The sequence below is a fragment of the Prochlorococcus marinus str. MIT 0912 genome (genome assembly GCF_027359595.1).
Taxonomy (GTDB): Bacteria; Cyanobacteriota; Cyanobacteriia; order PCC-6307; family Cyanobiaceae; genus Prochlorococcus_B; species Prochlorococcus_B marinus_C.
Window position 1 is genome coordinate 1,282,735 of the sequence record NZ_CP114783.1, and the last position, 13,273, is coordinate 1,296,007.

Here is a 13,273-nt window from a genome sequence, read left to right on the forward strand (position 1 = left end):
AAAAAAATAATATTTTTTATGAATTAATAGTATATATTTAAATATAAGTAAATTATCAAAATAAAGATTTACTGATATTAACTAAATTTTAAGCAAAAGCTAATTTAAAGCTTGCTAAAAATAAGATAAAAGAAATAATTTTTTTAATAAAATTATCATCAAATTGTCTACTACCAAGAGAACTGCCACAAAAAGCAAAAAACAATACAACAATTAAATGAAGAAAAATATTAGATGTGAAATTAATTTTTGAAAAATTATTTATTGTTTGCCATGTAATTATTCCAACTAAAGAATTAAAAAAAATAAAAACGGATGAAGCTGCAGCTGTAGTTTTAAGTGGCATCCACTTAAGTAAAATAGATAGAGGAGTTAAAAATATACCACCTCCTGTCCCAGTAATTCCAGATAGTAAGCCAAGTATTGAACCAGTAAAAAAAATAACAATTTTTGAGGGCAGCTTATAATCAGTTATAGTATTATTTTTTATTATTGACGATGTAATTAAAAATCTAATTCCGGAAAGAAACAGTATAAGAGATAAAAAATATCTAAGTAAGGTATCAGTAATATTCAAGTTACCTCCAACAATTGTAGAGGGAATTGAAACTAATAGAATTGGTATTAAAAAATTAACTAATGTATATTTTTTTAAATGGCCATCACCACAAAATCTTATTGAATTTAATGTTGATGCTGCCAGATTCAAAATTAAAGCTGTTGGCTTGATAAGTGAAACTGGCTTATCAAATATGACCATACACGCTATATAACCTGATGCACCAGCATGTCCAACAATCGAATAAAGAAAAGCAATTAATGCTATCCCAATGAAATAAAGCACTCTTTTAATCCATATCTTTATTCCATCTATTTTTTTAATCTATTAATTAAATTTATCAAATTACATGGTTTAGTATCACTGTTTAGTTGATATTTTATTATTTGATTCCATGCAGTATTTACTGCATCTAAAGATCCTGGCAAACTAAAGATAAAAGTTCCATTCGCAACACCTGCAATACATCTACTTTGCAAGGTGCTCGTACCAATTTTCTTAAATGATGTATATCTAAAGATTTCCGCAAAACCTTCTATTTCTTTATCTAATAAGGGTTTTATTGCCTCAGGCGTAACATCAGTAAAAGTAAGCCCTGTACCTCCAGTAGTGATAATAACATCAATCTCATCATCAGCTATCCAATCACTTATATACTTTCTAATAATATAAACATTATCCTTGCATATTATTCTATTACTTATATTATGTTTATCTATTTTTACTGAATCAACTAAAAATTGACCACTATCATCATTTTTTATGTCTCGAGTATCAGATACAGTTAACAATGCAATAGAAACCACTTAGTATAAAACAATTAAAATATATGAATTAACTATACATGAAAAATAATGCTAGCCAAATCAAAGTATTATTGTTTGCTGAATTAAGTGAAAAATATGGATGGGATGAAAAATATCTTTCTTTAGACCTAATAGAAGATAAAAAAGCAAAATCTATACTAAAACATATTAATATCAATGTAGCTCACCAATCAATAATTGTGGCTATTAATAAAGAAATTTCTAGTCTAGAAGAAACTGTTAAAGATAATGATGAGGTAGCATTCATGCCGATTTTTACAGGTGGATAAAATTAAGTACAAATTCAAAATAGCAACTGATCCTTTTGATCCATATCGAGAAATTGAAAAATGGGAAATTAATAATCAAATGGCTGCAATGTCAATTTTTATTGGACGAGTTAGAGAGATAGATCAATTTGGAAGTCAATTAAAACAATTAGAAATCCATCACTACAGTGGTTTAACTGAAAAGTTAATCGAAAAGCACTTATCAGAAATTACTAAAAAAATCGAATCTTTTTCTGCGTTAGTTATCCATCGAGTAGGCTTCATTGATCCACTAGAGCCAATAGTGCTCATAGCAGTTGGTGCTGATAAAAGAGGAATAGCTAATCAATACTGCTCTGAAATTTTAGAGGTGACAAAATTCAAAGTACCTTTCTGGAAAAAGGAGTGGACTGACGCAGGTTCTTCCTGGGTCAAAAATAATACTGTACTTTCAACGTGAACTATAAAATTGTTTTTCTGAAAAGCTGTGCCCAAAGATATGTTCCTTTCTTAAGTAAATCTTTTTCAGGTGGTATCTCTATTAACAGATCAGAATCAATTAGAGAAGAAATTTGTGAGGATGATTGTGCAGGTGGAATATCCGCGTATAACTCACCTTGCTGATCTACTTTAAGTTTAGATCTAATCAATTCAGGTCTACCTTTTCTTCTTTTAAGATCAGAATTAATTCTGATCTTAAATCTAAGGGGTGTTTCTATGTTCTTCACTCCACTAAAAACTTGAAATACGGGCCACAAAATTTGCAAACAAATTACTACTGCAGACACAGGATTACCAGGTAAACCAAAAAATGGAATATCTTGACCAATAAAACCAAAGGCAAAGGGTCTACCAGGCTTTAAAAAAAGCTTCCAGAACTTTATTTCTCCAATTTCATTAATAATATTTTTAATATAGTCTTTTTTCCCAACGGAAATTCCACCTATGGAAATTACAATTTGATTATTTTTTGCAAGTTCAATAAGAGAATTCTTTAATTTGAATTTATCGTCTGCTTGAATTGATATTTCATTGATATCATATCCAAGATTTTTTATAATACTTTTAATTAAAAAACTATTACTTTCCCAGATTAATCCAGTTGATTTATCTATACCAGGTTTGATTAATTCATCGCCTGAAATAAGTAATCCTATTTTGAAAGATTTAAACACACTAATATAACTTATTCCACAACTAGCAAGTAATCCAATAATACTAGGAGTAATTTTTTGACCCTTCGCTAATACGATATCTCCTTCCGATAATTGATCATTAACAGATCTAATCCAAGTACTATTCGTTAAGTCGTCTATGAGATGTATTTTCTCAAAAGAGCTATCTTTTATCATTTCTGTCTTTATCTGTTCTAAAGGAATAACCCAAGAGCATTCATCAGGAACTAATGAACCAGTGCTTATAGCAATGGCTTCACCTTCAGAAAGATTTTTAGTGTAAGGTTTACCAGCGGATGAATCTCCAACAACTTTCCAATATTGTCCTTTCTGAGGTTTGGCAGAATGACTAACCGCGTAACCATCCATTATGGAGGCTCTAAAGCCGGGAATATTCTGTTTTACAAAAATATCTGTTGAAGAAATTTTTTCTAAGGAATCTTCTAAAGGAATACTTACGAAAGGAATAGTAAAATCATCTAAAACGTTCTTGATTTCCTTTAAAATTTCTTTTCTAGCTTCTTCTACTTTTAATCCCTCCCTTAAAAAAGGCTCTTGAGTCATCAAAAAATTAATTAGTTTCTCTCCTCAGGATACCTTTTTTGCCTCCTTTTTTTTCTAAAAGTCGAATTGAATTTATTGTTAAAAAAGGATCGATAGCTTTAAGCATATCGTAAATAGTTAGTAATCCTATAGACACCGCCGTAAGTGCTTCCATCTCTACACCAGTTTGAGCATTAGTTTTACATAATGCAGTTATTTTTATCGCTCTTTTTTTATTACATAGATCTATATCAATCCTGATATTACTTAAACTTAATAAGTGACAAAGTGGGATTAATTCCGAAGTTTTTTTAGATGCATTAATTGCAGCAAATCTTGCAGCAGCAAATAAATCTCCTTTTTTTATATTGCCGTCTTTAACGTTATCAAATACTTCCACACTTAAATCAATATATCCTTCAGCGAGAGCTTCTCTAGGAGTGCTTATTTTCTCAGAAATATCAACTATAAACATATCGCCCTTCTCATTTAAATGAGTTAGGTTTGAATCCATTTTCTTATTTATGATTAGTTATAATGATAAATAAAAAATAATGATTAATTATTATATGTTAGAGAATAGTAAAATTCACAAATAAGTTATTATGGTTAAATTAAATCCGTAGGTTTTGACTTGGAACAATCAAGCCACTGTTTTGAATTTGAAGATGAATTTATTAGTGATCTAAGATGTATACCTTTATGCGTTCGTAGGAAACTTGATCTTATCGGTTTAAAACTAAAACTTCAACATTGGCAAGAGTTAAATCACGATGATAAAAGAAAAATAGTTTATTGGTCAGATTCGATTGACGACTTAGATGGATTAAAATCCTATTTGATTAGTAAAACTAGTCGTAGTCGTATAGGTCAAGCAAAAGAAATTTTAATTTCAAAAGATGAGCCCTGGTTGTTATCGGGTACAGTCCCAGACTTTATTGATGTTGAAGCAAGCAAATATACATTTCAGATCTCTCAGAAAATATGGTCTAATTTGAGCGAACTTGAAAGGTTCGCTCTATGTAAACTTGCAAGACCTGGACATGAACACCGAAATCTTATTAAAGCTTTTAAAGAAATATTAATCAATAATGATTCTTAGCAATTATAGAGATTTCGAATAATGAAGATTAGATCAATTAAATTAATTTATAGTTTATGTTTTCATGATAACAAAATAAATATTTATTCATGTTTTATGCTAGTTTTTAAATTAGAGAAAATTAATTATCATTTTAGATAGTTCTACTAAGAAAGAACTCAAAGCTTGTATTCTCTCTGGGGGGCAAAGTACAAGAATGGGTAAAGATAAGGCACTATTAAAACATCATGAAGGCGATAGCTGGTTATCACATAAATTAAATATTCTGAAAAAACTGGACTTAGAAACTATCCTCTTAACTAATCATCAATCTCATATAAATGAAATTAGTGAATTTCATAAAGTAAATATATTATTTGATAAAAAACCTTTCCATGGACCACTAAATTGTATGGAGTTTTTATATTCAAAATTTTTAGGAAAATATGACTATATACTCTTAATGCCAGTAGATATGCCTTTCATTAATAGCAAGCATATTGAAAATTTTATAAAGTATTGGCAAAAAAATAGAGATATAGCTCTTATCGCACATAGTAATAAAATGGCTCAACCTCTACTTGGTATTTATCCTCTAAATCAAGCTAACTTAAATAAATTAAATGAAAGACTTCAATTAGGTAAAATAAACTTTCAGGGATGGACAAAATCAATTCCTTTTCATTATTATTTTGCCAAAGACAAAGAATTCATAAATGTCAACTCATTAAAAGAACTAAAATCACTAAATTATTATTAAAGTATGATGAAAGATATTCATGATAGAGAGTTAAAAGTTTTAAGGCTTTCATTAACTAATAAATGTAATTTTTCATGTCCATATTGTTTGCCAGAAAATAATAGCTGTTTGACTACATTAACTAATAAGCAATTCCTATCAATAATTAAGGTTGCTTGCAAATTAGGAGTAAACTCACTCAGATTAACTGGGGGAGAGCCATTAATAAGCAGTCAGTTGAATAAGCTGATGGAAGCAATTAATAAATTAAAGAAAACAAGAAATCATCCTATTAATAATTTAAAAGACATTGCTATAACTACAAATGGATCATTATTAACAAAAGATAGATGTCAAGATTTATTTGCTTATGGACTCAACAGGATCACAGTTAGTCTAGATGCCTTAGATCCAAAAATATTTTCAATAATGACAGGAGATAATAATATGATTTCAGCTAAGAATAAGCTGAATCATGTTCTCCAAGGCATTGATAATGCCATCAAAGCAGGCTTTGATCCATTAGAGGGTCAGCTGAAAATAAACTGTGTCATCAAAAAGAACATAAATGATAATCAGATCATAAATCTTGTTCGCTTTGCTAAAGCTAAATCTATTGAAATTAGATTCATAGAATATATGGATGTAGGAAATAAGAATAATTGGCAAGCTAATGAAGTTCTACAATCTCACGAATTGATAAGTATAATAAAACAACATTTTAAAATTAATGAGGCTGGAAGATTAAAAGGTAATACAGCCCATAAATGGTATATGAAAGATAGCAATAGCTTCATAAGTACTATATCTTCGATATCTAATCCTTTTTGTTCTGACTGCAATAGATTAAGGATTACTAGTGATGGTTTCGCACATACTTGCCTTTTTTCAAACAATGGTTCTGATTTAAAAAAATGGCTCAATCCATCAATTAATGAAAAAGGCTTAGAAGAATTTCTGGAGACAATATGGCTAATAAGAGATGATAAATATAGTGAAAATAGATTTGATAAATCTGATAACTCGAAACCACAAAAACCTCATCCTTCAATGTCGTATTTAGGAGGTTAAAATCCATATGCACAAAGAAAATAGTATTAACTAGTACATAAATTAAAAAATAATCTTTTGAAAATTAATTTTCGTATAAATAAAGACAACTGAAGTACTAAAAATCTAGGAAATTCGCATTAGTCGTTTCAAAAAAGTGCGCTTTGCTATTAGTTTAGGAATGTTAATGGGTATGACTCATGGTTGGTATGTAAGTAAAGGTTATGCATCTACAAACCAATATAATGATACTTATTTTCAGTCTGAGATTAACCAACTTCCCACCTACTCTTTTTTGAAATCTAAAAATACAGGATTGAGTTTTAATTAATTTAATTTAATTTAATTTAGAATTATAATAAGTAAAATTTATAAAAGTAACTACAGTCAATACAATTTAGTTTTCTGTTCATTGATTTTTTTGTATCAACCTGAACCACTTTTAAGAGCTTAAAGCATTATATTGTATTAACTAATACAAAATTCTTCTTTTTAGATCAGCTCGGGTCTTCTTTAGAACTTTTGCATAGTTCATCACTCTATTCTCATGGATCTCCTTACATACAGAGGTCAAAAATATCTACCAGAAGACATTAAAAATCTTCACTACTCAAACACGAGTTATCTAGATAGGCAAATCAAAGCCAAAATGACCATCAATGAGACTCTATTTTCTTATAGAGGCATAAATTATAAAAAATCAAAGCATACAGAAAGGTAAAAGATGTAGCAGTCAAATATTTTGGAAGAATTTTTAAATACTTTTGTATTACGCTGAACAACACTGCTCTTAAAAGATAATCATAATAAATTTGTAGTCATTACTACAAAACGTTCAACTCGCTTCAGCGAGCCGCAAACCGCCTTAAGCCAAGGAACGGGGGACTTAAGCTAAAACGATCCAAATTAAACATGCCTACAAGTTCCATACAAAGCACTGAAAAAAGTGCCATTACTGTTTCAGCAGGATTTTTAGGAGCATTCATTATTAGTTCTTTAGCTGTTCAGCTTTTTAGAAGCTATTCCCCTGCTGTTCAAAATAAATTAACTACTGTTGACCCAGTAATTGCTAGTCCTGCCACTCTTTGGTCTGAACTGGGGACACGAGATAACATTATTATTAAACAATCAAATACAAAATTAAATACAAATAGTTCAAGTTCTATCAATATTGAACCTGTAATAACCTCTGAGGCAACTTTATGGTCTCCTCTTTTTGTTGATTGATTTTACTCATCTTCAATTGATTAATTGATGCAAGTATGATGAATGATAATTTAGATTATCAGAAAAATTTTAAACTGAATTAAAGAAAATCAATACATTCGATATCTAATATTTTGTATTTTTTGCCACATAGTATTCAAGATCTTGAAATCCTCAGACAAATAATTCGTTTTAGTAGCAATAACTACTTAATTAAACAAATAGGTATAAAACTATCATTTTTTGTATCGACTACTACTTAGTCGGAGTATGCCGGCTGATTTAATTTTTCAAAACGGTTAGATTTTTTACCGTTTTTAATAGGCAAACTTTTTAAGCCTTCTTTCTTACTTTTTAATATCAATGCTTGGCAATCTTTGGACATTTCAAGGGAGATATCGAACACTTCATCTCACTTGGTTCGCGTTCTTTCTAACTTTTGTTGTTTGGTTCAATTTAGCTCCCCTTGCTACGACTGTTAAAGCAGACTTGGGGCTCACTTTGGGTCAAATTCGAACTGTAGCTATCTGCAATGTTGCATTAACAATTCCAGCGAGAGTCCTCATCGGAATGCTCCTAGATAAATTTGGACCACGTAAAACATACTCAAGTCTTCTCATCTTTTCGGTAATTCCATGCTTACTTTTCGCCTCAGCAGAAACTTTTAATCAATTAGTTATCGCTCGCTTATTACTTTCAATTGTAGGTGCAGGATTTGTAATTGGTATTCGGATGGTGGCTGAATGGTTCCCACCTAAAGAAATCGGTCTAGCAGAAGGAATATATGGAGGTTGGGGTAATTTTGGCTCGGCTTTCTCGGCTCTGACAATGGTTGCCATTGCTGGGTTACTTTCTTTTTCAGGTGGATTTGAATTACCAACAGGTGCCGTTCTTAACTGGCGAGGTGCTATCGCTGGCAGTGGTTTGATTTCAGCATTGTATGGCATCTTTTATTTCTTTAATGTCAGGGATACTCCTCCCGGAAAAATTTATCAGCGCCCAACTAAAACAGCTGGGCTAGAAGTCACTTCTATGCGAGATTTTTGGGGGCTTTTGGGTATGAATGTGCCTTTTGCAGCCATACTTTCTGTTTTATGTTGGAGGTTAAAGAAAGTTGGTTTCCTTGATGAGGGAACATATCCATTAGCTCTTTTCGCTGTTTTAATTTGGTTCGCTTTTCAGACCTGGGGGATTATTCGTACAAACTCAGAATTAATTGCAGGAACTAAAATTTATCCAAAAGAAGACCGTTATGAATTTAAACAAGTAGCCATTCTTGAACTAACATATATTGTTAATTTTGGTTCTGAGCTGGCAGTTGTTTCAATGTTACCTACTTTTTTTGAGACAACATTTGATTTACCAAAAGCAACTGCCGGCATTCTAGCCTCCTCCTTTGCTTTCGTTAACCTTATTGCACGTCCAGCTGGAGGTCTAATTTCTGACAAGCTTGGAAGTAGAAAAAATACTATGAGTTTTCTAACCGGAGGCCTTGGAATTGGATACCTTGTCATGAGTTGGATCAAACCTGGTACTTTTTCAGGTGTAAGTGGAATTATCGTCGCATTGTTCATAACAATGCTTGCTTCCTTCTTTGTTCAGGCAGGGGAAGGCGCTACTTTTGCTCTAGTGCCACTTGTGAAAAGAAGAGTTACTGGACAGGTTGCTGGTCTTGTTGGTGCCTATGGCAACGTAGGAGCAGTTACTTATCTAACTATTTTTAGTCTTCTGCCTATGTGGATGAGTGGAGGTGGAGAAGCAACAGCAGAGATAATTGCTAATTCCAATAGTGCCTTTTTCCAAATCTTAGGAATAGCAGGGCTGATTGTTGCATTCATGTGCTTTTTCTTTCTTAAAGAACCAAAAGGATCCTTCGATGAATTACATGAAGGGGAAATTGCTTAAAATATCAATCAATTTTCAATCAAAACCTTGGGTAGTTACCCAAGGTTTTATTTTCTTATCTCATTGAAGTGAGATGACAGAGAAAATTGAAAATTTAACTACTCAATGTCCATATTGCGGAGTTGGATGTGGTCTAGAAATGCAACCACCAGCTGAACTCGGAAAAGCAGTTCGTAGAGATTCAGATGGTTATCCGATGTGGAGGTCTAGAGGAGATCGCAATCATCCATCCAACCTTGGACAAATATGTATTAAAGGTGCAACCGTAGGAGAAAGCTTATCTCCAGGGAGATTAAATCAACCTCTATATCGAGATAATTTCAATGATAAATATCAACCGATTAGCTGGAATGAAGCTACAGATAAAATAGTTTCACAGATCAATCAAAGTTTGATCAAAAAAGGTCCAAACTCTATAGCGATGTATGGTTCTGGACAATTTCATACTGAAGACTACTATATTGCTCAAAAATTACTCAAAGGAGCGTTAGGTACAAATAATTTTGATGCAAATTCAAGACTATGTATGAGCTCAGCTGTCGCTGGATATAATTTAAGTCTTGGATCAGATGGTCCTCCATGTTGTTATGAAGACCTTGATCACTACACCGTTGCATTCCTTATTGGCACTAACACTGCGGAATGCCATCCAGTACTTTTTCAACGTCTACTCAAAAGGAAAAAACTACATCATGATAAAGTAAAAATTATTGTTATAGATCCAAGATTAACCGACACTGCAAAAGCTGCTGACATTTATCTGCCTATTGCTCCAGGTAGTGACTTAGCTCTGTTATATGGTATTGCCCATTTGGTTCTGAAAAAAAATGGGCACAATACAGAATTTATTGAAAATCATACAGATAAATATTCAGAATTCTTAGAGATTATAAAAAATTGGACGCCACGAAACGTTGCTCGCTTTTGTGGTATCCCAGAAAAAAAATTAGAAGAAGTAGCTAATATGTTTAATCACCATGAAAGAGTGCTCAGTCTTTGGTCAATGGGGGTAAATCAACGAAGAGAAGGTACTGCAGTTGTTGGAGGACTTATCAATCTACATCTTCTTACAGGGCAAATTGGGAAAGAGGGAGCAGGACCTTTTTCACTTACTGGCCAACCAAATGCTATGGGAGGACGTGAAGCAGGAGGCCTATCCCATCTACTTCCTGGTTATCGAAATGTTTCTAATAAGGAACATAGACAAACAGTCGAAAATCATTGGGATTTTCCTGCTGGAAATATCTCTGAAGAACCAGGTTTAAATGCCTGGCAACAAATTGAAGCAATGGAAAAAGGAGAAATAGATCTTTGGTGGGTGGCTGCAACTAACCCACTTGTAAGCATGCCTGATCTAAATCGAGTGAAAGCCGCAATAAAAAACTGTTCACTAGTTGTATTATCTGAAGCATATGTAAATACAGAAACCTCTCATTACGCCCACCTATTATTACCCGCTGCACAGTGGAGCGAGAAAGCCGGTGTAATGACTAACTCAGAAAGACGAATTACTTATTGTCCAGCTTTTCGTCCTTGCTTTGGTCAAAGTCGTCCAGATTGGGAGATCTTTGCTGAAGTAGGCCAAAAACTTGGATTTGTTGATCAGTTTACTTACGATTCTTCTTCCGAGGTATATTCAGAATTCACAGCTCTGACAAGCGGTCGTCTTTGTGATAGTTCGGGACTTAATCATGAATTACTAAAAAGTATTGGTCCCCAACAATGGCCATTTCCAAGAGAGAGTAATCCTACGAAAAAAGCCAAGCGACTTTATGAAGATAAAAAGTTTGCGACACCTAATGGTCGAGCCCAGTTTTACACTAAGCAACCTCTGGGAATTGCTGAGCCTCCATGCGATATGTATCCGTTAGTCTTAACTGTTGGGCGTTACCTGGGACAATGGCATACCATGACTCGTACTGGAAAAGTAAATCGACTCAATAAAATGCACCCTGAACCATTACTTGAAATTCATCCTATGGATGCAAAAGATATGAATATCAAAGATGGTGAGTTATCTGCTCTTAATTCTCGTAGAGGATATATTACGGTACGTGTAAAAGAAACTGATCGTATTCGTCGAGGCACAGTTTTTCTTCCAATGCACTGGGGCTTCACGCAAACAAATCACTGTGAAGCAAATAACTTGATGCATGAACAATCATGTCCCGTATCTAAACAACCTGAACTAAAAGCAAGTGCTGTAATTGTGGCTCCAGTGAATGCTATCAATCAACCAATTGAAAACGATGAAATAGGATTTGTTAAATACGTAAAAGAAATCGTCAATAGGCAATAAAAAATTGGTGACAATACTTACTTTTGAAAAATAATTCCTATGTCGAATAAGTACGAAGAATTTAAACCCTATTTAAAAAAAATAGGTAGCGGAGAATTTACAGGAAAAAGTCTCACTCGTGAAGAAAGCAAAGCAGCTCTCAAGCTGATACTTAAAGAAGAAGCAAGTGCAGCACAAATTGGTGGCTTCATGATTGCTCATAGAATTAGACGTCCAATCCCTGAAGAATTAGCGGGGATGATTGATGCCTATATTGACCTAGGACCAAAGATTCATTCAACCATTAATCAACGTCAACCTATATTTTTTGGGATGCCTTTTGATGGTCGAAAAAAAACAGCTCCAATTTATCCATTAACAACTTTACTATTACTAACTCAGAAACAACCTGTTATTTTGCATGGTGGTTCTCGTATGCCAGTGAAATATGGTGTTAGCCATAATGAACTCTTTCAAGCTTTAGGAATAAATTTAACCGGTCTATCCATAGAACAACTACAAAGTTTTTTCAACCATAACGGCCTAGCCTTAATGCATCAGCCAGATCATTTTCCGCTAGCTGAAAATTTGATTCCTTACAGAGATCAAATAGGTAAGAGACCACCACTTGCAAGTATGGAATTAATCTGGACATGTCATCAGGGAAGTCATCTACATATAAGTGGTTATGTTCATTCTCCTACTGAAGAAAGACATTGGAAGACCTTAGAGCTTATCGGAGAACAAAATGTGATTACTATCAAAGGACTAGAAGGAGGGATAGATCTTTCAATATGTCGTTCATCAACAATTGGACAATACAAAAATCAACACGGAACTAGAACAGTTTTTCATCCCAAAGACTATGAATGTTCAGGACAAGATATTGAGTGGAATGACATCGAAGAATGGCAGAGATTTGCTTTGCAAGCTCTCAATGGCGAGGGTCCTCTAACTAAATCACTAGAGTGGAATGCTGGTATTTACTTTTTTTATGCAGGTTTAAGCTCTGATATTAAAGAGGGAATTAATAAAGCAAAAGAAGTCATCAATTCAAGATTAGCTTTAAAGCACTTAGAAAAATTAATTAATTGGAGAGAAAAAAATATTGATTCGTAAGAACTGTTTAAGAAACATTTAATACAAAGTTTTTTCCATTAAATAACGAGAAAAATGAACGCCACCTATATAAATTTCCTCAGGGGAAATAATTGTCCATCCATGACGTAATAGCAGTTGATAACTACATAAACTTGCCTCCGTTTTTAAAGTTATTGGTCTATCTTTAAGAGTATCTTTCTCAATTTGATTTAATAAAGCCGTAGCATGCCCCTGCCGCGACGAACGACCTCGGCAATAAAGCAATGCCAAGCGATTATGAGGATATTTCAAAGCAAATGCTTCAATCGTTTGATTAACACAACTCACCCAGCCCACGCCTTGCTTCAGAGGTTTATCTAAAATCCCAGGAAGATACGCTAACGCTGACCACGCTTCAATCTGTTCTTGACTGTACAAGGATTTATCGCAAGTTCGAATAGCATCTTCATAAACTTCTCTTAGAGCCATTTCATCTGAACTCTCACAAGGTCGCAAATATCGATTTAGACTATTTCTATTAAATGAAACCAAGTTCTCTGACAGTATGAGAGGGTGAATAAA

The 13,273-nt window shown here is 33.1% G+C and carries 14 protein-coding genes; 9 read left to right on the top strand and 5 right to left on the bottom strand.

What is annotated here, in order from left to right:
• Positions 1–88: 88 nt before the first annotated feature.
• Together O5640_RS07485 and moaB are read right to left on the bottom strand one after the other, a co-directional pair.
• Positions 89–844 carry a sulfite exporter TauE/SafE family protein gene (locus O5640_RS07485; RefSeq protein WP_269611763.1) on the bottom strand — a complete coding sequence of 252 codons (756 nt, stop codon included), beginning with the start codon at positions 842–844 and terminating at the stop codon, positions 89–91.
• 26 nt (positions 845–870) lie between these two features.
• A complete protein-coding gene (gene moaB, locus O5640_RS07490) occupies positions 871–1,365 on the bottom strand; it encodes a molybdenum cofactor biosynthesis protein B (RefSeq protein WP_269611764.1) in 495 nt (164 codons plus the stop codon).
• A 38-nt stretch (positions 1,366–1,403) separates the two neighbouring features.
• Here moaB and O5640_RS07495 point away from each other — a divergent pair, with 38 nt between their 5' ends.
• Positions 1,404–1,655, top strand: a complete 252-nt coding sequence (locus O5640_RS07495; protein ID WP_269611765.1) for a MoaD/ThiS family protein — start codon at positions 1,404–1,406, stop codon at positions 1,653–1,655.
• A complete protein-coding gene (locus O5640_RS07500) occupies positions 1,648–2,094 on the top strand; it encodes a molybdenum cofactor biosynthesis protein MoaE (protein WP_269611766.1) in 447 nt (148 codons plus the stop codon). The genes O5640_RS07495 and O5640_RS07500 overlap by 8 nt, the downstream gene beginning before the upstream one ends.
• A 1-nt stretch (position 2,095) precedes the next feature.
• Here the strand turns inward: O5640_RS07500 and O5640_RS07505 are convergent, their stop codons facing one another.
• The gene (locus O5640_RS07505) at positions 2,096–3,373 is read right to left on the bottom strand and encodes a molybdopterin molybdotransferase MoeA (protein ID WP_269611768.1); all 1,278 of its coding nucleotides are present in this window, start codon (positions 3,371–3,373) and stop codon (positions 2,096–2,098) included.
• A gap of 7 nt (positions 3,374–3,380) precedes the next feature.
• Positions 3,381–3,866 (bottom strand): cyclic pyranopterin monophosphate synthase MoaC, encoded by a 486-nt coding sequence (gene moaC, locus O5640_RS07510; RefSeq protein ID WP_269611770.1) that lies wholly within the window; start codon positions 3,864–3,866, stop codon positions 3,381–3,383.
• A gap of 120 nt (positions 3,867–3,986) precedes the next feature.
• On the opposite strand from moaC, the gene O5640_RS07515 reads away from it, so the two are divergent.
• The 7 genes from O5640_RS07515 to O5640_RS07545 all read left to right on the top strand — a co-directional run bounded on the left by O5640_RS07515 (position 3,987) and on the right by O5640_RS07545 (position 12,730).
• On the top strand, positions 3,987–4,454 hold the full coding sequence (locus tag O5640_RS07515) for a nitrate reductase associated protein (RefSeq protein WP_269611771.1): 468 nt from the start codon (positions 3,987–3,989) through the stop codon (positions 4,452–4,454).
• Positions 4,455–4,623: 169 nt separating this feature from the next.
• Positions 4,624–5,193, top strand: a complete 570-nt coding sequence (locus O5640_RS07520; RefSeq protein ID WP_269613824.1) for a molybdenum cofactor guanylyltransferase — start codon at positions 4,624–4,626, stop codon at positions 5,191–5,193.
• A 3-nt stretch (positions 5,194–5,196) separates the two neighbouring features.
• Positions 5,197–6,243: a GTP 3',8-cyclase MoaA gene (gene moaA, locus O5640_RS07525; RefSeq protein WP_269611773.1), complete on the top strand. Its 1,047-nt coding sequence runs from the start codon at positions 5,197–5,199 to the stop codon at positions 6,241–6,243.
• Between the two features lie 891 nt (positions 6,244–7,134).
• Entirely contained in the window at positions 7,135–7,449 is a 315-nt protein-coding gene (locus O5640_RS07530) for a hypothetical protein (RefSeq protein WP_269611774.1), read from the top strand.
• A gap of 342 nt (positions 7,450–7,791) precedes the next feature.
• Positions 7,792–9,333: a NarK family nitrate/nitrite MFS transporter gene (locus tag O5640_RS07535; protein ID WP_269611775.1), complete on the top strand. Its 1,542-nt coding sequence runs from the start codon at positions 7,792–7,794 to the stop codon at positions 9,331–9,333.
• Between the two features lie 73 nt (positions 9,334–9,406).
• Positions 9,407–11,632: a molybdopterin oxidoreductase family protein gene (locus tag O5640_RS07540; RefSeq protein WP_269611776.1), complete on the top strand. Its 2,226-nt coding sequence runs from the start codon at positions 9,407–9,409 to the stop codon at positions 11,630–11,632.
• Positions 11,633–11,671: 39 nt separating this feature from the next.
• Positions 11,672–12,730, top strand: coding sequence for an anthranilate phosphoribosyltransferase family protein (locus tag O5640_RS07545; protein ID WP_269611777.1), 1,059 nt, complete (start codon positions 11,672–11,674; stop codon positions 12,728–12,730).
• Positions 12,731–12,748: 18 nt separating this feature from the next.
• Here the strand turns inward: O5640_RS07545 and O5640_RS07550 are convergent, their stop codons facing one another.
• Positions 12,749–13,180, bottom strand: a complete 432-nt coding sequence (locus O5640_RS07550) for a GNAT family N-acetyltransferase (protein WP_269613825.1) — start codon at positions 13,178–13,180, stop codon at positions 12,749–12,751.
• Positions 13,181–13,273: the final 93 nt, after the last annotated feature.